The sequence below is a fragment of the Pseudomonas sp. NBRC 111143 genome, assembly GCF_001320965.1.
GTDB lineage: Bacteria > Pseudomonadota > Gammaproteobacteria > Pseudomonadales > Pseudomonadaceae > Aquipseudomonas > Aquipseudomonas machongensis.
In genome coordinates, this window is the sequence record NZ_BCBT01000006.1 from 113,042 (window position 1) to 132,593 (window position 19,552).

Annotated in this window: 20 protein-coding genes and 1 tRNA gene; 7 read left to right on the forward strand and 14 right to left on the reverse strand. The window is 64.1% G+C overall.

The window, feature by feature from the left end; translation table 11 throughout:
* Positions 1 to 133 precede the first annotated feature (133 nt).
* Positions 134 to 574, forward strand: coding sequence for a peptidoglycan-binding protein LysM (gene lysM, locus APH44_RS05465; RefSeq protein ID WP_054891686.1), 441 nt, complete (start codon positions 134 to 136; stop codon positions 572 to 574).
* Between the two features lie 45 nt (positions 575 to 619).
* Here lysM and yrfG read toward each other — a convergent pair whose 3' ends face one another.
* Positions 620 to 1,282 (reverse strand): GMP/IMP nucleotidase, encoded by a 663-nt coding sequence (gene yrfG, locus APH44_RS05470; RefSeq protein ID WP_054891687.1) that lies wholly within the window; start codon positions 1,280 to 1,282, stop codon positions 620 to 622.
* Positions 1,283 to 1,347: 65 nt separating this feature from the next.
* Here yrfG and nudE point away from each other — a divergent pair, with 65 nt between their 5' ends.
* Together nudE and cysQ are read left to right on the forward strand one after the other, a co-directional pair.
* Positions 1,348 to 1,914, forward strand: coding sequence for an ADP compounds hydrolase NudE (gene nudE / locus APH44_RS05475; RefSeq protein WP_054891688.1), 567 nt, complete (start codon positions 1,348 to 1,350; stop codon positions 1,912 to 1,914).
* Positions 1,911 to 2,738, forward strand: a complete 828-nt coding sequence (gene cysQ, locus APH44_RS05480) for a 3'(2'),5'-bisphosphate nucleotidase CysQ (protein ID WP_054891689.1) — start codon at positions 1,911 to 1,913, stop codon at positions 2,736 to 2,738. The genes nudE and cysQ overlap by 4 nt, the downstream gene beginning before the upstream one ends.
* Positions 2,739 to 2,767: 29 nt before the next feature.
* On the opposite strand, the gene APH44_RS05485 is transcribed toward cysQ, so the two are convergent.
* From APH44_RS05485 to APH44_RS05535, 11 genes are read right to left on the reverse strand one after another with little or no spacing between them, the layout of a single operon-like run.
* Complete coding sequence (locus APH44_RS05485) at positions 2,768 to 3,223, reverse strand: YiiD C-terminal domain-containing protein (protein ID WP_054891690.1); 456 nt, start codon at positions 3,221 to 3,223, stop codon at positions 2,768 to 2,770.
* Complete coding sequence (locus tag APH44_RS05490) at positions 3,220 to 4,623, reverse strand: sigma-54 dependent transcriptional regulator (RefSeq protein ID WP_054891691.1); 1,404 nt, start codon at positions 4,621 to 4,623, stop codon at positions 3,220 to 3,222. The genes APH44_RS05485 and APH44_RS05490 overlap by 4 nt, the downstream gene beginning before the upstream one ends.
* Complete coding sequence (locus APH44_RS05495; RefSeq protein WP_054891730.1) at positions 4,620 to 6,434, reverse strand: ATP-binding protein; 1,815 nt, start codon at positions 6,432 to 6,434, stop codon at positions 4,620 to 4,622. Before APH44_RS05495 ends, APH44_RS05490 begins: the two co-directional genes overlap by 4 nt.
* Before the next feature lie 37 nt (positions 6,435 to 6,471).
* Complete coding sequence (gene rfbD / locus APH44_RS05500) at positions 6,472 to 7,332, reverse strand: dTDP-4-dehydrorhamnose reductase (protein WP_054891692.1); 861 nt, start codon at positions 7,330 to 7,332, stop codon at positions 6,472 to 6,474.
* A complete protein-coding gene (gene rfbC, locus APH44_RS05505; RefSeq protein WP_054891693.1) occupies positions 7,329 to 7,874 on the reverse strand; it encodes a dTDP-4-dehydrorhamnose 3,5-epimerase in 546 nt (181 codons plus the stop codon). Before rfbC ends, rfbD begins: the two co-directional genes overlap by 4 nt.
* A gap of 24 nt (positions 7,875 to 7,898) precedes the next feature.
* Positions 7,899 to 9,044 (reverse strand): dTDP-4-amino-4,6-dideoxygalactose transaminase, encoded by a 1,146-nt coding sequence (gene rffA, locus APH44_RS05510; RefSeq protein ID WP_054891694.1) that lies wholly within the window; start codon positions 9,042 to 9,044, stop codon positions 7,899 to 7,901.
* Positions 9,041 to 9,760 (reverse strand): metallophosphoesterase, encoded by a 720-nt coding sequence (locus APH44_RS05515; protein WP_054891695.1) that lies wholly within the window; start codon positions 9,758 to 9,760, stop codon positions 9,041 to 9,043. Before APH44_RS05515 ends, rffA begins: the two co-directional genes overlap by 4 nt.
* The gene (locus tag APH44_RS05520) at positions 9,741 to 10,718 is read right to left on the reverse strand and encodes an ATP-grasp domain-containing protein (protein ID WP_054891696.1); all 978 of its coding nucleotides are present in this window, start codon (positions 10,716 to 10,718) and stop codon (positions 9,741 to 9,743) included. Before APH44_RS05520 ends, APH44_RS05515 begins: the two co-directional genes overlap by 20 nt.
* Positions 10,715 to 11,566, reverse strand: a complete 852-nt coding sequence (locus tag APH44_RS05525; RefSeq protein WP_054891697.1) for an NAD(P)-dependent oxidoreductase — start codon at positions 11,564 to 11,566, stop codon at positions 10,715 to 10,717. Before APH44_RS05525 ends, APH44_RS05520 begins: the two co-directional genes overlap by 4 nt.
* The gene (locus APH44_RS05530; protein WP_054891698.1) at positions 11,563 to 12,291 is read right to left on the reverse strand and encodes a bifunctional 2-polyprenyl-6-hydroxyphenol methylase/3-demethylubiquinol 3-O-methyltransferase UbiG; all 729 of its coding nucleotides are present in this window, start codon (positions 12,289 to 12,291) and stop codon (positions 11,563 to 11,565) included. Before APH44_RS05530 ends, APH44_RS05525 begins: the two co-directional genes overlap by 4 nt.
* Positions 12,288 to 13,040, reverse strand: a complete 753-nt coding sequence (locus APH44_RS05535; RefSeq protein ID WP_054891699.1) for a WbqC family protein — start codon at positions 13,038 to 13,040, stop codon at positions 12,288 to 12,290. The genes APH44_RS05530 and APH44_RS05535 overlap by 4 nt, the downstream gene beginning before the upstream one ends.
* Before the next feature lie 277 nt (positions 13,041 to 13,317).
* Between APH44_RS05535 and APH44_RS05540 the strand changes: the two genes are divergently transcribed.
* The 3 genes from APH44_RS05540 to APH44_RS05550 all read left to right on the forward strand — a co-directional run bounded on the left by APH44_RS05540 (position 13,318) and on the right by APH44_RS05550 (position 17,947).
* Positions 13,318 to 16,218, forward strand: a complete 2,901-nt coding sequence (locus APH44_RS05540) for an aminotransferase (RefSeq protein WP_156343727.1) — start codon at positions 13,318 to 13,320, stop codon at positions 16,216 to 16,218.
* A 240-nt stretch (positions 16,219 to 16,458) separates the two neighbouring features.
* Positions 16,459 to 17,565: an agmatine deiminase gene (gene aguA, locus APH44_RS05545; protein WP_054891700.1), complete on the forward strand. Its 1,107-nt coding sequence runs from the start codon at positions 16,459 to 16,461 to the stop codon at positions 17,563 to 17,565.
* A gap of 184 nt (positions 17,566 to 17,749) precedes the next feature.
* A complete protein-coding gene (locus APH44_RS05550; RefSeq protein ID WP_054891701.1) occupies positions 17,750 to 17,947 on the forward strand; it encodes a hypothetical protein in 198 nt (65 codons plus the stop codon).
* Positions 17,948 to 18,001: 54 nt separating this feature from the next.
* Here the strand turns inward: APH44_RS05550 and ppk2 are convergent, their stop codons facing one another.
* Positions 18,002 to 18,985, reverse strand: a complete 984-nt coding sequence (ppk2, locus tag APH44_RS05555) for a polyphosphate kinase 2 (RefSeq protein WP_054891702.1) — start codon at positions 18,983 to 18,985, stop codon at positions 18,002 to 18,004.
* 190 nt (positions 18,986 to 19,175) lie between these two features.
* Between ppk2 and APH44_RS05560 the strand changes: the two genes are divergently transcribed.
* A complete protein-coding gene (locus APH44_RS05560; protein ID WP_054891703.1) occupies positions 19,176 to 19,388 on the forward strand; it encodes a hypothetical protein in 213 nt (70 codons plus the stop codon).
* A 70-nt stretch (positions 19,389 to 19,458) separates the two neighbouring features.
* Here APH44_RS05560 and APH44_RS05565 read toward each other — a convergent pair.
* A tRNA-Phe gene (locus APH44_RS05565) sits at positions 19,459 to 19,534 on the reverse strand.
* Positions 19,535 to 19,552: the final 18 nt, after the last annotated feature.

A 19,552-nucleotide genomic window follows, 5' to 3' on the forward strand; every position in this document is an offset into this window, starting at 1 on the left:
CTTGTGGACGCGCCGCGTCTAATCGCTAGGGTCGATGCCGTGATAGACCGCGTCGATTGGTCGCAGTGGAGCGGGGTAGGGATTCCTGGCCTAGACTCTCAGGTTCCGAGGAATCATCAACAAGGAGCGCGTCATGAGCCTGTTCAGTTTCGTGAAGGAAGCCGGCGAGAAGTTGATCGATCTGCTGACCCCCGGCAATGCCAATGCCGAGGAACAGTTGAAGAAGCACGTGGAGAGCGTGGGCCTGGGCAATCCGAACATTTCGGCCACCGTAGAGGGTGACAAGGTCATCCTCAAGGGCGAGGTGGCGAGTCAGGAGGAGAAGGAGAAGATCATCCTGGCGGCAGGCAACATCGCCGGGGTGGCTTCGGTGGATGACCAGATCACCGTCACCGGGCCGGTGGCGCAGGCGGCCCGGTTCGTCACGGTGAAGAAGGGCGACACCCTGAGTGCGATCGCCAAGGCCGAGTATGGCGATGCCAGCAAATACCAGAAGATCTTCGAGGCCAACAAGCCGTTGTTGTCACATCCGGACAAGATCTATCCCGGGCAGGTGCTGCGCATTCCAGACTGAGGATCGGTGTTGCGCTCATCGCGGGCTTGTCCCGCGATGAGGCCCTCAAAGCCCCAGCAATAACTCCCGGTAATCCTCGACCGCCGCAAATTCCTGCGTATCGCGCACATCCGCCCGGCTATCGGGCTGGCGCACTGCCAGCAGATGCCTCACCCCGAACCGCTGCGCACTGCGCAGGATCGCCAGGGTGTCGTCGATGAACAGGCTGCGCGCGGGCTCGAAGCCGATATCGGCGCGCAGGGCATCCCAGAACTGCGGGCTCTCTTTCGGGTAGCCGTAGTCGTGCGAGCTGATCAGCCGTTCGAAATACGGCGCAAGCTGCACCTTCTCGAGCTTCAGCGACAGTGAGTCGCGGTGGGCGTTGGTGATCATCACCACGCGCTTGCCAGCCTTGCCGATGGCGGCAAGAAAGGTGTCGGCGTCCGGACGCAGGGCAATCAGGTCGGCGATCTCGCGCTTGAGTTCGCGGATCGGCAGGCGCAGTTCGCGGCTCCAGAAGTCCAGGCAATACCAGTTCAGGGTGCCAGCATGGCGCTCGAACAGCGGTCGCAGCTCCAGCTCGGCCATCGCGCGGCTTACGCCATGCAGCTCGGCGTAGCGCTGGGGCAGGTGTTCGAGCCAGAAGCGGTTGTCGTAGTGCAGGTCGAGCAGGGTGCCGTCCATGTCCAGCAGGACGGTATCGATGGCGGACCAGGGCAGAACAGGCATTGGAAATTCTCGATCGGTCGGCAAGCCACGGTATAGTAACCCGTTCACGCCAAGGAGCCGCACCCATGCGCCAGAAACCCACTGTCCTCAGTCGCGAGATCGTCGCCAGCAGCCGCCTGTTCCGGGTCGAAGCGGTGCAGTTGCGCTTCTCCAATGGCAACGAGCGCACCTACGAGCGCTTGGTCGGTCGAGGCAACGGTTATGGGGCGGTGATGATCGTGGCCATGCTCGACGCCGAGCATGCGGTGCTGGTCGAGGAGTACTGCGGTGGCACCGACGAATACGAGCTGTCGCTGCCCAAGGGCCTGATCGAGCCGGGCGAGGACGTGCTGGCCGCCGCTGATCGTGAGCTCAAGGAAGAAGCCGGTTTCGGAGCACGGCAACTGGAGCACCTCACCGAGCTGTCGCTGTCGCCCGGCTACATGAGCCAGAAGATCCAGGTGGTGCTGGCCAGCGACCTTTACGAAGAGCGCCTGGAAGGCGATGAGCCCGAGCCGATGCGCGTCGACAAGGTCAACCTGCGCGAACTATCGGCCCTGGCCATGCACCCGCAATTCAGCGAAGGGCGAGCGCTGGCAGCGTTGTACCTGGCCCGTGACCTGCTGATCCAGCGGGGGCTGCTGAGCGCATGAACGACCTGCAACTGATGCACGAAGTGGTGAAACTGGCGCAACTGGCGGGCGAGGCGATCCTGCCGTTCTGGCGCTCTGGCGTCGCAGTCACCAACAAGGCCGATGACTCGCCGGTGACGGCTGCCGACCTGGCCGCCCACCGGATCATCGCCGACGGCCTGCAGGTGCTGGCACCGCAGATTCCGGTGTTGTCCGAGGAAGACTGCAACATCCCGCTGGCCACCCGCGAGGGTTGGTCGCGTTGGTGGCTGGTCGATCCGCTGGATGGCACCAAGGAGTTCATCGCCGGCAGCGAGGAATTCACCGTCAACATTGCCCTGATAGAGCGCGGCGAGGTGGTGTTTGGCGTGGTGTCGATGCCGACCAGTGGCCGCTGTTACTTCGGTGGTCGTGATCTGGGTGCATGGCGTGCAGAGCTACAGGCAGAGCCTCAGCCGATTCACGTGCGCAACGCGCCACCTGCCGATGGCCGTTTCACCGTGGTTGCCAGCCGTCGCCATACCAGCCCAGAGCAGGAAGCCTTGCTGGCTGGGCTCGGTGCCGAGGTTGGCGCGTTGGAACTGGCCAATATCGGCAGCTCGCTGAAGTTCTGCCTGCTGGCCGAGGGCGCTGCCGATTTCTACCCGCGCCTGGCGCCGACCTCGCAGTGGGACACCGCGGCGGCGCAGGGGGTAGTCGAAGGCGCAGGGGGCGAGGTGATCGGGCTGGATGGCCAGGCGTTCCGCTACGCGGCGCGGGAGTCGCTGCTCAATCCGTTCTTCCTCGCGCTGCCGGCCAAGGCGCCCTGGCGGCAAAACGTCATTGCAGCGGCTATCGGGCAGTAACTACCGAAGCCGTCTCGCTCCTCGCCTGATCAGCGGTGCAGCACATACTGCCCGCTGAATCTCACTGCCGCCTCTTCACTCCCCGCATTGCTCCCCAACGTCTCCAGTGTCAGGCGCGCCCGGCCGCGGCGCTGGTACATCGTCAGGAAGCGCTCCCAGGCCTTTTCGTCCGGTGCCGGACAGCGTGCTACCGCTACACCGGTCACGGGCAACGGGTAGCTGATCTGCCCCTCCTGAATGACGATATGCCCGTCATCGATCCCCAGCTCGCGCAGACGCAGGTGCAGCCAGCCCCAGCCGACCAGTACGGCGGCGCAGTAGAGGCTGCCGCCGAACATGGTGCTCTTGTGATTGACGTTGGGCGCCAGCGGCAATTGCAGACGCAGGCACTGCTCGCGCCAGTCGATGACTTGCATGCCCATTTCCCGCGTCAGCGGTATATCGCTGTGCAGGACTGCCTGCAGGTACTGGCTGTCGGTGGTCATGGCCGCGGCTCCTCGTGATCGTCATGGCTGTTGCCGTCGGCGAAGCTCAGGCCGTGCTTGCGCAACTTGTCGTGCAACGTTTTACGCGGGATGCCAAGGGCTTCGGCCAGGCTACGCATGGAGCTGTGCGGCTGGTTCAGCTCGGCGGCGATCAGCGAACGCTCGAACTGCTCGACCTGCTCGCTGAGGTTGCCGACACGTGCCGGTTCGGTGCTGTCGGTGGCAGAGGGCGCCTGGCCGTCCAGGGCCAGCTCCAGGCCAAGGGCGAAGCGCTCTGCCGCGTTTTGCAGCTCGCGTACGTTGCCTGGCCATTCGTGACGCAACAGCATGGCCCGCTGCGCCGGTTGCAGGGTATGCGGTGCCAGGCCATGACGTTGGCTGGCGGCATCGGCGAAGTGCTGGAACAGCACCAGGATGTCGTCACCGCGTTCGCGCAGCGCCGGGATGCGCAGCGGTGCGACGTTCAGGCGGTAGTAGAGGTCGGCGCGGAAACGCCCTTGATCGGCCGACTGACGCAGGTCTTCCTTGGTCGCGGCGATCACGCGGATGTCCAGCGGTATCAGTTGGTTGCCGCCCAGGCGCTCGACCACGCGCTCCTGCAGCAGGCGCAGCAGCTTGACCTGCACGTCCAGGCTCATGCTCTCGATTTCGTCGAGGAACAGCGTGCCACCGTTGGCGAACTCGAACTTGCCGATACGACGCTTCTGCGCGCCGGTGAAGGCGCCGGGCTCATGGCCGAACAGCTCGCTCTCGACCACTGACTCGGCCAGGGCGCCGGCGTTGATGGCCACGAACGGGCCGTCGCGACGGCTCGACAGGTCGTGCAGGGCACGCGCGACCACCTCCTTGCCAGCGCCGGTCTCGCCGAGGATCAGCACGTCGGCACGGGTGCCTGCCAAGGCGCCGATCTGTTCGCGCAGGCGCTGCATCAAGGGTGAATGGCCGACCAGCCGTGTCGACAGCTGCTGGCGATCGCTCAGGGCCAGGCGCAGGCTGCGGTTGTCCAGCACCAGGCGACGCAGTGCCAGGGCTCGGCGCACGCTGTCGAGCAGGGCATCGCTGGCGAAGGGCTTTTCCAGGAAGTCATAGGCCCCGGCACGCATCGCCTGGACTGCCAGCGGCACATCGCCGTGGCCGGTGATCAGCAACACAGGCAGTTCGCTGTCCCGTGTGTGCAGTTGCTCCAGCAGTTGCAGGCCGTCGATACCGGGCATGCGGATATCGCTGACCACCACGCCAGGCCAGTCGGGCTCGATGCGCTCGGCCAGGCCCTGGGCGTCGGCCAGGGCGGCAACCTTGAGGCCTGCCAGGTCCAGGGTCTGGCTCAGGGCCTGGCGCAGGTGCGGATCGTCATCGACCAGGATGACCTGGGTTTGACTGTCGATCAGTGTCTCGGTCATGCCGAGGAGTCCTCCGAAGGTTTCAGGTTGGCGCCGGGGGCTGCGATGCGCAGTTGCAGGGTGAGCAGGGCGCCCCCTTCCGGGTGGTTGCCCATCAGCAGCTCGCCACCGAGCGCACGCATCAGGCTTTCGCAGATCGCCAGGCCCAGGCCAAGACCCTGGGTACGGGTCTTGGTGGTGAAGAAGGGTTCCTTGGCATGCTCCAGCGCTTGCCGGGTAAAGCCCGGGCCGTTGTCGCGAATGTACAGGTAGACGCAGTCGTCACGCGTCTCGGCACTCAGCCAGAGGCGGCGTGGGTTGGCTTTTTCCGTGAGTGCGTCGAGGGCGTTGGCCAGCAGGTTGCCGAGCACCTGGCGCAGGCGGGTTTCACCGGCCTGGACCCACAGGGTGGCGTCCGGCAGATCGCGGATCAGTTCCACCGCCATCGCCCGACGGCGCTTGGCCAGCAATGCCAGGGCATCGTCCAGCGCCGGTTGCAGGGCCACGCTTTCCGGGGCATGCCGGTCGCGGCGGGCGAAGGCGCGCAGGTGGGCGATGATCGAGGCCATGCGTCCAGTCAGTTCGCCGATCAACTTGAGGTTGCCACGGGCATCCTCGGTGCGCTGGTGATCGAGCAGGATCTCGGCGTTCTCGGCGTAGCTGCGGATCGCCGCCAGCGGTTGGTTGAGTTCGTGGCTGATGCTCGCCGACATGGTGCCAAGCACCGACAGCTTGCCGGCCTGGACCAGCTCGTCCTGGGCGCGTACCAGTTCCTGCTGTGCCTGCTCGCGCTCCAGCACTTCGTTCTTCAGGCGGTTGTTCAGCCATTCGAGGTCGGCGGTGCGCGCCACCACGCGGTTTTCCAGTTCCTGGCGGCCACGGGCCTCCAGTTCGATGCGGTCCATGTAGTGGCGGCGGCGCTGCATCACCAGCCCGGCCAGGAGCATGGTTACCAGCAACGCGCCGGCGCCGATGGCCATGACGGTCTGCACCGAGCGATCGACCAGGATACGCGGCGCAAGGATGCTCACCTGCCAGCCGGTCTCCTTGATATCGCGGGTCTGGGTCAGCCAGGCCTCGGGCTCCAGGCGCAGTGGTTGCGGGGCCTGGGTTGGGTAGGGTTGGATGGCGATCATCGCCTTGCGTTCTGCTTCGCTCAGTACGCGGGTGGCGCGGAAACGCCACTCCGGGCGCGAGGTGAGCACCACCACGCCGTACTGGTCGGTCAGCAGCAATTGTTCCGGGGTGCGTCCCCAGAGGGTTTCGGTGTGGTCGAGGTCGACCTTGACCACCAGCACGCCGATCACTCGTTCGCCGTCACGCACCGCGGCTGCGAAGAAGTAGCCGCGCTTGGCGGACGTGGTGCCCTGGCCGAAGAAGCGGCCCAGCCGCCCTTCCATCGCTTCGATGAAGTACGGGCGGAAGGCGAAGTTGCGGCCGACGAAGCTGTCGCGCTTGTCCCAGTTGGAGGCCGCCAGGGTATTGCCGCTGACGTCCATCAGGTACATCACTTCGGCGCCGGTCTGCTGGGTGATCTCGCGCAACAGGCGATTGGCGTTGGTCACCGCCTCCAGCCTGAACGGGTCGGCCAGCACGCCACGCAGGGCCGGCAGGTCACCGAGGATCTGCGGTAGGGTCTCGTAGCGGTGCAGGGTGCCGAGCAGGTTGGCGACATAGAGGTCGAGGGTCTGGCGGTTCTGCGAGGCCAGTTGGTCCTGGTAGTAGCGCTCGGCAAGATGATGCAGCGGCCACAGCAGCGGAGCCAGGCACAGGGCCAGCAGGGCCAGGCTGCGCCAGCGGGGTCGTTGCGAAGTGATTGAAGTCGAGGTCATCGCCAAGTGCGCCAGAATGAACTGGCGCAATTATGCGCTACTTCAGGCAGTCGATCAGCGCTTGCTGCCAATGCGGCTGGCTGACCTGCCATTCACGTGCCAGGCGTGAGCAGTCCAGGCGAGAGTTGAGCGGGCGGCGGGCCGGGGTCGGATATTCGCTGCTGGGAATCGGCAGCAGTTCGGCGCAGGGCAGGTCGCGGGCCTTCAACTGCTCGGCGATGGCCTGGGCGAAGCCGAACCAGGAGGTTTCGCCCTGGGCCGTCAGGTGATAAGTGCCCCACGCACCCGCCTGGCCGGCCTGCCAGCGCTCGATCATGGCGCGGGTACTCGCGGCGATCGTCCCGGCCCAGGTCGGTGCGCCGATCTGGTCGTCGACCACTTTCAATTGCGGGCGCTCCTGCAGCAGGCGTTGCATGGTCAGCAGGAAGTTGCGCCCATGCAGCGAATACACCCAGCTGGTACGCAGAATCAGGTGCTCGGCGCCGACCGCAGCAATCGCCTGCTCGCCTGCGAGTTTGCTCTGGCCGTAGACGCCCAGCGGATGCACCGGGTCATCCTCGACATAAGGCGTTGTCTTGTTGCCGTCGAACACGTAGTCGGTGGAGTAGTGGATCAGCGGCGCACCCAGGCGTGCGGCTTCCTCGGCCAACACCCGCGGACCTTCGGCATTGATCGCTTGAGCCAGCGACGCTTCGCTTTCGGCCTGGTCCACCGCAGTGTGCGCCGCGGCGTTGATGACCAGGTCCGGGGCGAGCTGGCGCAGAGGCTCACGCATGCCTTCGGGGTGAGCCAGGTCGAGCTGGTCGCGGCCTAGCAGGTGCAGCTCGCCAAGCCCGGCCAGTGCCTGCTGAAGGGCCTGGGCGACCTGGCCGTTGCGGCCGCAGACGAGGATCTTCATGGGAACAGCTCCGCGTCCTGAAGCAGCACCCCGGCCTGGTCCTTGGCTGACAGCAGCGGTGCCGACGTCAGTTGCCAGTCGATGGCCAACTGCGGATCGTCCCAGCGAATGCAGCGTTCGGCAGCGGGGTTGTAATAGTCGGTGGTCTTGTAAAGGAAATCGGCCGACTCGCTGAGTACCACGAAACCGTGGGCGAAGCCTGGTGGAATCCAGAACTGTCGGTGGTCCTCGGCACTCAGGCGTGTCGCGACCCATTTGCCGAAGGTGGGCGAGCTCCGGCGGATATCGACCGCGACATCCAGTACCTCGCCCTGGACCACGCGTACCAGTTTGCCCTGGGGGTTTTCGATCTGGTAATGGAGGCCGCGCAGCACGCCGCGCTGGGAGCGCGAGTGGTTGTCCTGGACGAAACTGGCAGGGAAACCGGCCTTCTCGGCAAAGTCACGGGCATTGAAGCTTTCGAAGAAAAAGCCTCGGCTGTCGCCGAACACTTTCGGCTCGATGATCAGCACATCGGGAATTTCGGTGTGGATGATGTTCATGAATGTTCTTGGCAGCGAATAGGTTCAACGGCGCGCGAGCGCGGTACTCAAGGCTGAAATCACCCGGTCCTGGCGTTCATCGCCCAGCCCGCACCACAGCGGCAGGCGTACCAGGCGGTCTGACAGTTCGTCGGTGAGCTGCATCGAGCCATGTGCACGTCCGTAACGCTCGCCGGCGGGCGAGGAATGCAGTGGCACATAGTGGAACACGGGATATACCTCTTCGTCTCGCATCCTCTGCAACACGGCCTGACGGTCAATACCCGGGGCGAGCAGCACATAGTACATATGGGCGTTGTGCTGGCAGTCCTGCGGGATGATCGGCCTGCGCAGCAGCCCGTCCGCCTCGAGGCCGGCAAGGGCGTGGTGATAGCGCGCCCAGGTAGCCAGGCGGTTGTTGGTGATCGCTTCGGCTTCCTGCAACTGTGCCCAGAGGAATGCGGCGGTCAGCTCGCCGGGCAGGAACGACGATCCGACCTCCTGCCAGGTGTACTTGTCGACCTGGCCGCGGAAGAAGCGACTGCGGTCGGTACCCTTCTCGCGGATGATTTCCGCGCGCATCACCAGCTCTGGATCGTTGGCCAGCAGGGCTCCGCCTTCGCCGCTGATGACGTTCTTGGTTTCATGGAAGCTGAACGCTCCCAGATCACCAATGCTGCCCAGCGCACGCCCCTTGTAGCTGGACATGACGCCCTGCGCGGCATCCTCCACCACCTTCAGGCCGTGCCTGTGGGCGATGGCCAGGATGCTGTCCATCTCGCAGGCGACGCCAGCGTAGTGGACCACGGCGATGGCCTTGGTGCGTGGGGTGATGGCAGCTTCGATCAGGCGTTCGTCGAGGTTGAGCGTGTCTTCGCGAATATCGACGAACACCGGCACCGCGCCGCGCAGGACGAAAGCATTGGCGGTGGAGACGAAGGTGTAGGACGGCATGATCACTTCATCGCCGGGCTGGATGTCGAGCAGCAGCGCGCACATCTCCAGCGCTGCGGTGCAGGAATGGGTCAGCAGCGCCTTGCCGCTGCCGGTACGCTCCTCGAGCCAGGCATGGCAGCGCTTTGTGAACGGTCCGTCACCAGCAAGCATCTGGCCCAGGTTGGCCTCGGCAATGTGGTGGAACTCCTTGCCGGTCATGTAGGGGCGGTTGAAGGGGATCTTTTCCAGGCTCATGGGCGGTTTCCTGCAGAGTTCGCGGGCGGAAGGTCGCTGCGGATCGCGCTGACGCGCCCGCCGATCTGCGTGCCCTTGGCAAGGTTCTCGTAGAAATAGTCGGTGAAGCCTGCGTGTGCCATGGCACGTTGCGCGGCCTCGATGTCATAGGCGATGCGGTAGAGCGCGAAGCGTTGGCCGTCCCATGTGGCGAAGGCCGCTCGAGGGTCGCCGTCGCGGGGCTGGCCGACCGAGCCGGGGTTGCACCAGGTCTTGTCGCGGCCCTGCCAGAGGAACTGCACATGGCTGTGGCCGGAGGCGAAGAAGCGCCCCGGGTGTACGGCGAAATAGGCTTCGCTGGGCTCGAGATATTCGTCGAGTGGGTCGTTCCAGCCGCCGTGGATCAACTCCAGGCCGTGCAGGCTGGCACGCTCCGGCAGACTTTCGAGCCAGCGGCGGTTGTCGGCGCTGAGTACCTCGCGCTGGTAGTCCAGGCAGGCATTGGCGCTGTTGGAGCGTGGGCAGGGCTGGTTGAGCGCGATGTAGGCATCGTGGTTGCCCATCAGCGAGAAGATCCCGCGAGCGCGCAAGGTATCGCAGCACTCGTTGACCTGGCTGTAGTAACCGGCGGTGTCGCCCAGGCAGATGATCTCGTCCACACCCATCCGATCGAGCTCGGCGAGCACGGCGGACAGTGCGGCGAAATTGCCGTGGATGTCAGAAATGATCCCGATCATGAACCACGTAGTCCTCGATGTAGCGCACCGCAAAACCTGCGCGCAGCGCTGGTTGCCGGGGCCTTTCGCCCTTGAGATACCAGGCCAGGCACATGGCGGCCTCGTTGTAGCCGAAAGCGGTGCGGATGGAACTGGTGGAAGAGATCCGTGGATTGATCTCCAGCAGCTTCCAGGTGCCGTCGTCTGCCCGGCGGAATTGCAGGTTGGTGGGCCCGATTGGTTTGAAGTGCTGGCACAGGCGCGTCACCACCGCATCCAGGCTGGCGTCGTGGCGCACTCTGGCCTTGGCTGTGGAGCCGTCAGAGGCCAGGCTGCGCTGGAAGGTGATCGCGGCGCAGATGCCGCCCTGGCCGTCACCGAACACCGCCACGGTGTACTCCTGGCTGGCGCTGCCGATGATCGGCTGGGCCATCAGCACCTCCCCGAGAAGGGGTGCCCAGGGTGTGAAATCGCGCGCTTCGCGGACCCACACCAGGCCCTTGGAGGCGTAGCTGCGCCGTGGCTTGAGCAGGAACGGCAGGCCGAGCTGCTGCGAAAGCGAGGCAAAGTCGCCGGTCAGATGGCTGGGGATACGGGCGTCGTCTTCATGTGCCAGCAGGGCCTGGTCCATGGCGTATTTGTCGCGCGACAGGCTGATCAGCCGGGCATCGTTGAGCACAATCCGGCAGCCGCTGGCAGCTAGTGCGTCACGGTGTTCGTCGAGCCAGTGCACATCCTGTTCGATGCCGGGAATCAGCAGATCGACCCGGTACTGCTCGATCATCCGCAGCAGCCAGTCCTGATAGCTGGGGTCGGCGGTCAGCGGCGCCTGTTCGAAGTGGTCGCACCAGGCCTGGCCGACCGCATCGTCGTAGATGTCGGTGCCCAGCAGCCTGATCGTCGGGTCGGCGGCGCGCAGCGATTTCAGCAGGCCGTAGCCCATTATCGCGCCGACGCCGGTGACCATTGCCGTGGTCATTGCTGGGCCTCCTGATGAGCCTGCATCAGTTGCAGGCCGGTACGAATGTCGGTGGCTGGCCAATAGTCGATGGCCTGGTGCAGTTGCGCATCGGCCTGCATGGCCGGCATATCGGCGATGTCCGGCTTGTCGCGCAGGAAGCGGATGTCGGCGCTGCGGGCGCAGGCGGCAAAGGCCGCTTCGGCGATCTCCGACAGCCTGGGGCTGTGCGGGTGCACGCAGTCGAAGCGACCGATCACCGTGCGCTGCGCCACGCGTTTCACGATCTCGGCCAGGTCGTCCAGAAACAGGTAGTTGCGCTGCGCGTCGTTTTTGCCATACAGCTGCACCGTCTTGCCTGCGCGCGCCGTTTCGGCGATGAGGTACAGCAGTCCCTGGTGTTTGCGACAGGCACCGGCTGCATCGTAGACCTGGCTGGGACGCAGGATGGTCAGGGCGATTTCGCGTTGCTTGCAGAACAGCTGTGCAAGCTCCTCGGAATGGCGCTTCGACAGCGAATAGATGTTGTAGTGAGGGTCGTCGGCGGTAAAGCCTGCGAACACCGAAGACACCAGGATCAGGTGTCGGACGCCGCTTTGCGCAGCAAGCTCGCAAGCGCGCAGGGTACCGACCGCGTTGACCTGTTCGGCCTGGATCAGCGCTTCGCTGGAGGTCCCGCCGAACGCGGCGGCCACCACCACCACGGTATCGAAATGCCCGCCATCGAAGGGCGGGTTGTCTGACCGCACCAGGTCGAACGGGAAGTCGGCTTCGCGACGCCCAGCGGTCCTGACTTCACCCAGCGTGGCAAGCCGGGCGGCGATGGCCTGGCCGATGACCGAGGTGCTGCCGATCAACAGGCTTCTCATGTCGGCTCGACCTGGGCCTCGAACATCAGGGCGCAGCAGAGCTCGGGGTAGTCGATACCGACCGTGCACATCCCTTCGATGATCTCGTTGGACAGCCCCAGCGGCTGCAGTTGCGAGGTCATCAGCGGCTTGAGGAATACCCCTTCCTTGCGCACGATGCGATAGCCGGCCTGCTCCAGCTCATCGGTCAGGCGGCTGACCGAGTAGGTGCGCTGGTGGCCCAGTTCCAGGTCACCCTGGCCCAGCTTCATCATGTCGTCGAGCTTGCCTGCCGCGTGGCCGATACGCCGGTGCAGCGACTCGCCATTGGGCACCAGGGCGAACAGTCGGCCGCCAGGCGCGAGGAAGCGACGGAAGTGCTCCAGGACCTGCTGCGGGTTGTCGACGTGTTCGAGGATGAAGCCCATCACGATCAGGTCGAAGGTCCGCTCGGTGTCGAAGTGCTCGAAATAGCTTTCGACGATCTCGACCGGGCTGTCGGGGTAGTTTTCGCGGAACTGGGCGATGACCGAGGGTGAGCCGTCGATCACCGTATGCGAGGCGAAGAAGCGCGAGAAGCGGTTGGTCGAGAAACCGTGGCCGACGCCCAGTTCCAGAATCGAGTGATGTTCCTGGCATAGCTTCATGATCCGCTGGGGATACCAGTTGAGCATGATGTCGTTGTCGAAAGCGAAGCCGAAACGATCACTGTAGGCGCCGATGTAGCTGTCTAGTGCATTGCTCATGGGGAGACTCGCATGTCGGGTGCTGCGCCCGTCGGCGCGGTGGATTCAGGAGCCGATGACCGTATGTGCTTCATGAAGCGCGGTGCGTCCGGGCCACAGTTGAACAGCAGGTCGAGGATGGTCACGCCATGGGTGAAATCACCCCACTGCTGCGGGTATTGGGGGTAGCCGCTGTAGTCGAACCAACTGACGGTGATGCCCTGTGCGGCGAACAGGCTTTCATCCAGGTAGTCGCGCGCGGCCGGGCCGGAAAGGTATTCGCTGGCACCGGCTTGCAGGCACAAGTCGACCAGGCGTTCGCTCTTGCCTTCACCCAGGCGATAGTCCCAGGAGTGGCTGATGCGTGTGCCGATGCCCAGATAGCGGCAGACGGCCTCGAGCAGCCTACGATTCAGCGGGCTGAGATGGTCGAACTGCTCTTCGAGATAGATCGGTCGCAGCCACTGTCTGATTTCGTCGAAATACGGCGCACGCTTGTAGTTCGCTTCCAGGGACCGCCAGTGACTGGCGGCCCAGTCGTGCCCGTCGATGCGTGTTTCGCGGATCGCCTGGTGGTAGCGCCCTCTGACCTGAACCGGCACGGTCAGCCATTGCACGCCTTGGGGAGTCTTGATCTGGTTGCGATTGCGCCAGTCACGTCGGGTGAATTGCATGTCGTCGTAAAGGATGAACTCGTCCACGGCGGCGATCAGGTCGAAATAACCTTTCCAGGGGATGTAGTTCGACTGCACGATGGCGACCTTCTTCATGCGTATGCCCCCGCGCGTTTGTGACGAACTTCTGACGCACGCAGCCTGCGCGACGATGCCCCGGCGTCAAGGAGCCGGTGCGGGAGGGGCGACAACAACAGTGGTGCAGCGGGCATCGACATCGAGCTCCTGGTGGACAGCGGACGAGGCCAGGCCTTCTGGGGCGCGGCTTTGGCAATGATCGTTGCAGATTGGCAACGACAGTCTGCGCCTCACCCCCTTGCTTCCGGGCAGTGGTAATGGCGATATAAGCAAAAAAGAGGCCGAGGTTCGCACCATGCCGTTGCACACCCTGATCCACCGCTCCAGCCTTCCACGTCCCGAGGTTTCCGAGGTGCAGGCCAGCCATGCCCTGCAGGCCTATTACGGCCTGCACGGCGCGCTGGTGCCCCTCGGTAGCCAGCAGGACGTGAACTTCCGGCTGGACAGCGAGCAGGGGCGGTTCGTCTTCAAGCTCTGCCATGGCAGCTATGCCCAGGTCGAGCTCGAGGCGCAGCATGCGGCACTCGCGTATCTGCAGGGGCAGGGTCTGCCGGTGCCGGCGGTGCGTGCAGCGCTGAGTGGCGAGGGCTTGCTGGCCCTGGAGATCGGCGGCCAGGCCCTGCGTTGCCGCGTGCTCGAATACATCGACGGCCAGCCGCTGACCCGTCTGAAGCACATGCCGGATAGGCTGATGGCCGAGCTGGGGACGCTGTGTGCACAACTCGGCAAGGCCCTGGCCGGTTTCGAGCACCCGGGGCTGGAGCGCACGCTGCAGTGGGACCCACGCCATGCCGAGGAGTTGATCGAGCACCTGCTGCCGGTCATCAAGGACGAGGCCCGACGCGAGCGCGTCGAGGGTGTGGCCAGTCAGGCGCGGGCGCGTCTGCAGCCGCTGGTCGGACAGCTTCCGACGCAGGCGGTGCATCTGGACATCACCGATGACAACGTGGTCTGGGCGCTCGACGAGCATCGTCAGTGGCAGGCGCAAGGCGTTATCGACTTCGGCGATCTGTCCCACACCTGGCGTATCGCCGACCTCTCTGTCACCTGCGCGGCCTTGCTGCATCATGCCGAAGGCGATCCGCTACGGATCCTGCCGGTGGTTGCGGCCTACCAGGCGGTCAATCCGCTGAGCGAAGCCGAATTGCGCGCCTTGTGGCCGCTGGTGCTCAACCGTTCCGCGGTGCTGGTGCTCAGCAGCGAGCAGCAACTCACCGTCGATCCGGACAACCAGTACACCCGCGACAACATCGCCCATGAGTGGGAAATCTTCGATACCGCCACTGCGGTACCTGCCGCCCTGATGGAAGCGGCGATCCTGCAGGCCGCGGGCTTTGCCCCGGACACCCTGGACCTCGGCGACTGCGCAGCACTGCTGCCGAGCCTGGCCGGCCAGACCGTGGGTCGGCTCGATCTGGGTGTGCTGAGCCCGCACTGCGAGGCTGGAAACTGGCAGCAAGCTGGGTTCGATCAGCACCTGTTGCTTGCCAAGCCGGCTCCCGCCACCACGCTGCATGGGCAGTACCGCCTGTCGCAAACCCATTTTGACCGCCCGGACGAGCCTGCCACCTGTGCCTTGGGCGTGGAGCTGAACCTGCCGGGCGGCACGGTGTTGCACGCGCCGCAAACCGGTATCTGGCTGAGCACGGGAGATGGCCGCGGGTGTCTGAGCACCGCCGGTTGGGGGCTGTGGCTGAGCGGCCTGGAGCAGGCGCCGGAGGATGGCGAATCGGTGCGCAAGGGCCAGCTGCTCGGTTCGACCTGTGGCTTCCTGAGCGTACAGCTGTGCCTGGATCCGAACATCGCGCCGCCGTTCTTCGCCAAACCGTCCCAGGCACAGGCCTGGCTGGCGCTTTGCCCGTCGCCGATGGGACTGCTGGGCTTCGACTGCGATGCCGAGCCGCTGGTCGATGCCCAGGCGCTGCTGGCGCGGCGCGATGCCAGCTTCGCCCGCTCGCAGAAGCACTACTACGCCCAGCCGCCGCATATCGAGCGCGGCTGGCGCAACTACCTGATCGACATGCAGGGGCGTTCCTACCTGGACATGCTCAACAACGTGGCGGTGCTCGGGCATGGGCATCCGCGCATGGTCGCCGAATCGGCGCGGCAGTGGTCGCTGGTCAATACCAACTCGCGCTTCCACTATGCGGCCATCGCCGAGTTCTCCGAGCGCCTGCTCGAAGTGGCGCCGGAAGGCTTCGATCGGGTGTTTCTGGTCAACAGCGGCACCGAGGCCAACGATCTGGCGATCCGTCTGGCCTGGGCCTACAGCGGCGGGCGTGACCTGCTCAGCGTGCTGGAGGCCTATCACGGCTGGTCGGTGGCCACCGATGCTATCTCCACCTCGATCGCCGACAATCCCCAGGCTCTGGAAACCCGACCGGACTGGGTGCATCCGGTAGAGGCGCCCAATACGTTCCGCGGCCGTTACCGCGGCGCTGACAGTGCCAGTGATTACCTGCGCGATGTCGACGCCAAGCTCGCCGACCTGGATGCCCGTGGCCGCCAGCTGGCAGGGATGATCTGCGAGCCTGTGTACGGCAATGCCGGCGGTATCTCGCTGCCCCAGGGCTACCTGCGCGAGGCCTATGCAAAGGTGCGGGCGCGCGGCGGCGTGTGCATCGCCGATGAAGTGCAGGTTGGCTACGGCCGCCTGGGCGAGTACTTCTGGGGGTTCGAGGAGCAGGGCGTGGTGCCGGACATCATCACCATGGCCAAGGGCATGGGCAATGGCCAGCCGCTGGGTGCGGTGATCACCCGGCGCGAGATTGCCGAAGCGCTCGAGGCCGAGGGTTATTTCTTCTCCTCGGCCGGCGGCAGCCCGGTGAGCTGCCGCATCGGCATGGCGGTGCTGGATGTGATGCGCGACGAAGGGCTGTGGGATAACGCCCGCGATGTTGGCCGCCACTTCAAGGCGCGCTTGCAAGCGTTGGTCGATAAACATCCGCTTGCGGGTGCTGCCCACGGCTCGGGCTTCTACTTGGGGCTGGAACTGGTGCGTGACCGCCAGACATTGGAACCGGCCACCGAGGAGACCATGGTCCTGTGCGATCGCCTGCGCGACCTGGGGATCTTCATGCAGCCCACGGGAGACTACTTGAACATCCTCAAGATCAAGCCGCCGATGTGCACCACGCGGCAGAGCGTGGACTACTTCGTCGATTGCGTGGACCGTGTGTTGGCGGAACTGAGTTGATCTAAATCGATTTATATCGATTAAATTTCTTGAAATATCTATTTTGATTTTATTTCAAGCTTTAAAAGTCGATATCTATCGGTTAGATTGGTCGTATTCGCTGGCCCTTCGCGGGCAAGCCCGCTCCCACAGGTAATTGATGCTGCCGCTGTGGGAGCGGGCTTGCCCGCGAAGAGGCCCTGACAGACACCCGCACAATCAACCCTGGCACTAGCCTGGCGGGCCATCCAGAGGCTACTCATGAAGACCCTGAACTCGACTCCCCGCGCCGACGGTTTCCACATGCCCGCCGAGTGGGCCCCGCAAACCCAGGTATGGATGGTCTGGCCGGAGCGCCCGGACAACTGGCGCCTGGGCGGCAAGCCCGCGCAGGCGGCGCACGTCACACTGGCCAAGGCCATTGCCCGCTTCGAGCCGGTCACCGTGGCGGTATCTGCGGGCCAGTACGAAAATGCCCGCCGCCAGCTCGACCTGCCCAATATTCGCGTGGTCGAGATCAGCAACGACGACGCCTGGGTCCGCGACACCGGCCCGACCTTCGTGATCAACGATCATGGCGAAGTGCGTGGCGTGGACTGGGGCTTCAATGCCTGGGGCGGTTTCGATGGCGGCCTGTATGCGCCCTGGAACCGTGACGAAGAACTGGCCGCCAAGGTCATGGAGATGGAGCGCTGCCAGCGCTACCACACTGAAGGTTTCGTACTCGAGGGCGGTTCGATCCACGTGGACGGCGAAGGCACCCTGATCACCACCGAAGAGTGCCTGCTCAATCGCAACCGCAACCCGCACCTCACGCGTGAGCAGATCGAAGACGTGCTGCGCGAACATCTGGCAGTCGAGACCATCGTCTGGCTGCCCGAAGGCCTGTACAACGATGAAACCGACGGCCACGTCGACAATTTCTGCTGTTACGTCAGCCCGGGCGAAGTGTTACTGGCCTGGACCGATGATTCCAACGACCCCAACTATGCGCGCTGCCACGCTGCCTACGAGGTGCTGAAAAACACCCGCGATGCCAAGGGGCGCGAGTTCGTGGTGCACAAGATGCCCATTCCTGGGCCGCTGTTCGCCACCGAGGAAGAATGCGCCGGCGTCGACCAGGTCGCTGGCAGCCAGGAGCGTGACCCGTCGGTGCGCCTGGCCGGCTCCTACGTGAACTTCCTGATCGTCAACGGCGGCATCATCGCGCCGAGCTTTGACGACCCGGCAGATGCCCAGGCTAGAGCGATTCTGGCCAAGGTCTTCCCGGACCATGAAGTGGTGATGATCCCGGGTCGCGAGCTGTTGCTGGGCGGTGGCAACATCCACTGCCTCACCCAGCAGCAACCGGCACCGGTCAAGCGCTGATCGCCGAACACTGAAAGGGCCTGTCGAATGACAGGCCCTTTTGCTTCGCGCAAACGATTTATCCACGCGCTGGCACAGCTCTTGTATTGCATTTCCCTGGGGTGTTTCGGGGCGGCGGTCCACGCTGTTCTGTAACAATCCCACAGTAATTTAGCCGCTCACGGCCCCAGGGAGTACGTGTCGAATGAATGCAACAAGTGAGTCGGCTTTGTCTCCAATGGCGATCAATCACGAATCGCTCAAGGTGCTGGCGCAATGGTTGAAGCACCATGGAAACATCCGGGTCAGGAAGACCGATACGCGCCGCCTTCTGGATGGTCGTTATCCTCAAGGCCTGCTCAGTGAAGCGGAGCTCGAGGCTCTGGTTGCTGTCTGGCACTGAAGGCAAGGCATCGCATAACGAAAACGCCACCGTATCGACGGTGGCGTTTTTGTTTCAGCTGGCCAGCTCGGCAGCGTCCTCTTCCTCGAACCCGCGAGCGGCACGACCCACCAGCAGTGGATCTGGCGCGTGGGCGACGCTGTGATCCTTGCCCGGGTAATCCAGCGAGTGGAGGAAGTGCCGGATGCAGTTGAGCCGGGCGCGCTTCTTGTCGTCGGACTTGATCACTGTCCAAGGCGCATCGGCGGTGTCGGTGTGGAAAAACATCGCCTCCTTGGCGGCGGTGTAGTCGTCCCACTTGTCCAGTGACTTGATGTCGATTGGCGACAGCTTCCAGTGCTTGAGTGGGTCGTCCCGCCGGGAGATGAAGCGGCGCAGCTGTTCTTCGCGATTCACCGAGAACCAGTACTTGAACAGCAGGATGCCGCTGTTGCACAGCATCCGCTCAAGGTCAGGTGCCTGGCGCATGAACTCCAGGTACTGCAGCGGTGAGCAGAAATCCATGACCCGCTCGACCCCGGCGCGGTTGTACCAGGAGCGGTCGAAGAACACCATTTCGCCCGCCGTAGGCAGGTGCTGGATGTAGCGCTGGAAGTACCACTGGCCCTTTTCCTGCTCGGACGGCTTCTCCAGCGCTACGATGCGAGCCCCTCGCGGATTCAGGTGCTCCATGAAGCGCTTGATGGTTCCGCCTTTGCCCGCTGCATCGCGTCCCTCGAACAGCACCACGATGCGCTGGCCGGTATCTTTCGCCCAGCTCTGCACCTTCAGCAGCTCGATCTGCAGCGCGTGCTTGGCCTTTTCGTACTCCTGGCGGCGCATGCGCGTGCGGTAGGGGTAGCTGGCCGGCAGGCGCGCGCTGGTGCTGTCTTCGTTACTGCCTTTAGGGGCAGTGGCGACTTCCAGGGCGGTAGGCTGCTGGCTGATCCGGGTGATGGACGCTTGCGGTTTGCGCTTGCGAGGGCGCGGTGTACGCAGTGGCGTAGCCGGTGCAGCCTCGACGGGGTTGGCAAGGGGGAGGGGAGAATCGTCGCTCATGGAGGTCCTTTCGGGGATCGGGTATCCATCAAGCAGTGTATGGATACTTGCCCGTCGGCCCTTTGATGCTGATCAACGCAGAGCTGATCGTGTGATCACGAAGCGTCAGCTTTCCAACTGATGCTGTGGTGGGCTGATGCGTAGCTTGGTGGCAGCCCTTGCACAACGCGGGGGTATATGGAGTGTTGAGATGAAGCATTACTTTTACGCAACCTGCACCGGCTATGGCGACGACGGCGTACAGTTCTTTCGGGGCCACGTCTTTGTCCAGGATGAACAGAAACTGCCGGGCACGGCTATCCGGCCGATGCTGGAGTCTATCGAAGGCCTGGAGCTGGTGGCGGTGTCTTACCTGGGGTGCATGAGCGAGGAGGAGTTCGGCTCTCTGCATCCGCAGGACTAGTGAGGTCGCTGGAATAAAAGTGACAGGCATAAAAAAACCCTGAATCTTTCGATTCAGGGTTTTAGTGTTTTGGTGCCCAGAGACGGAGTCGAACCGCCGACACGAGGATTTTCAATCCTCTGCTCTACCGACTGAGCTATCTGGGCAACGGGGCGCATTAAAAG

Excerpts from the sequence above, each read along its gene's own strand:
- lysM (WP_054891686.1), top strand. The coding sequence starts at position 134 with ATGAGCCTGTTCAGTTTCGTGAAGGAAGCCGGCGAGAAGTTGATCGAT.
- yrfG (WP_054891687.1), bottom strand. The coding sequence starts at position 1,282 with ATGCCTGTTCTGCCCTGGTCCGCCATCGATACCGTCCTGCTGGACATG.
- nudE (WP_054891688.1), top strand. The coding sequence starts at position 1,348 with ATGCGCCAGAAACCCACTGTCCTCAGTCGCGAGATCGTCGCCAGCAGC.
- cysQ (WP_054891689.1), top strand. The coding sequence starts at position 1,911 with ATGAACGACCTGCAACTGATGCACGAAGTGGTGAAACTGGCGCAACTG.
- APH44_RS05485 (WP_054891690.1), bottom strand. The coding sequence starts at position 3,223 with ATGACCACCGACAGCCAGTACCTGCAGGCAGTCCTGCACAGCGATATA.
- APH44_RS05490 (WP_054891691.1), bottom strand. The coding sequence starts at position 4,623 with ATGACCGAGACACTGATCGACAGTCAAACCCAGGTCATCCTGGTCGAT.
- APH44_RS05495 (WP_054891730.1), bottom strand. The coding sequence starts at position 6,434 with ATGACCTCGACTTCAATCACTTCGCAACGACCCCGCTGGCGCAGCCTG.
- rfbD (WP_054891692.1), bottom strand. The coding sequence starts at position 7,332 with ATGAAGATCCTCGTCTGCGGCCGCAACGGCCAGGTCGCCCAGGCCCTT.
- rfbC (WP_054891693.1), bottom strand. The coding sequence starts at position 7,874 with ATGAACATCATCCACACCGAAATTCCCGATGTGCTGATCATCGAGCCG.
- rffA (WP_054891694.1), bottom strand. The coding sequence starts at position 9,044 with ATGAGCCTGGAAAAGATCCCCTTCAACCGCCCCTACATGACCGGCAAG.
- APH44_RS05515 (WP_054891695.1), bottom strand. The coding sequence starts at position 9,760 with ATGATCGGGATCATTTCTGACATCCACGGCAATTTCGCCGCACTGTCC.
- APH44_RS05520 (WP_054891696.1), bottom strand. The coding sequence starts at position 10,718 with ATGACCACGGCAATGGTCACCGGCGTCGGCGCGATAATGGGCTACGGC.
- APH44_RS05525 (WP_054891697.1), bottom strand. The coding sequence starts at position 11,566 with ATGAGAAGCCTGTTGATCGGCAGCACCTCGGTCATCGGCCAGGCCATC.
- APH44_RS05530 (WP_054891698.1), bottom strand. The coding sequence starts at position 12,291 with ATGAGCAATGCACTAGACAGCTACATCGGCGCCTACAGTGATCGTTTC.
- APH44_RS05535 (WP_054891699.1), bottom strand. The coding sequence starts at position 13,040 with ATGAAGAAGGTCGCCATCGTGCAGTCGAACTACATCCCCTGGAAAGGT.
- APH44_RS05540 (WP_156343727.1), top strand. The coding sequence starts at position 13,318 with ATGCCGTTGCACACCCTGATCCACCGCTCCAGCCTTCCACGTCCCGAG.
- aguA (WP_054891700.1), top strand. The coding sequence starts at position 16,459 with ATGAAGACCCTGAACTCGACTCCCCGCGCCGACGGTTTCCACATGCCC.
- APH44_RS05550 (WP_054891701.1), top strand. The coding sequence starts at position 17,750 with ATGAATGCAACAAGTGAGTCGGCTTTGTCTCCAATGGCGATCAATCAC.
- ppk2 (WP_054891702.1), bottom strand. The coding sequence starts at position 18,985 with ATGAGCGACGATTCTCCCCTCCCCCTTGCCAACCCCGTCGAGGCTGCA.
- APH44_RS05560 (WP_054891703.1), top strand. The coding sequence starts at position 19,176 with ATGAAGCATTACTTTTACGCAACCTGCACCGGCTATGGCGACGACGGC.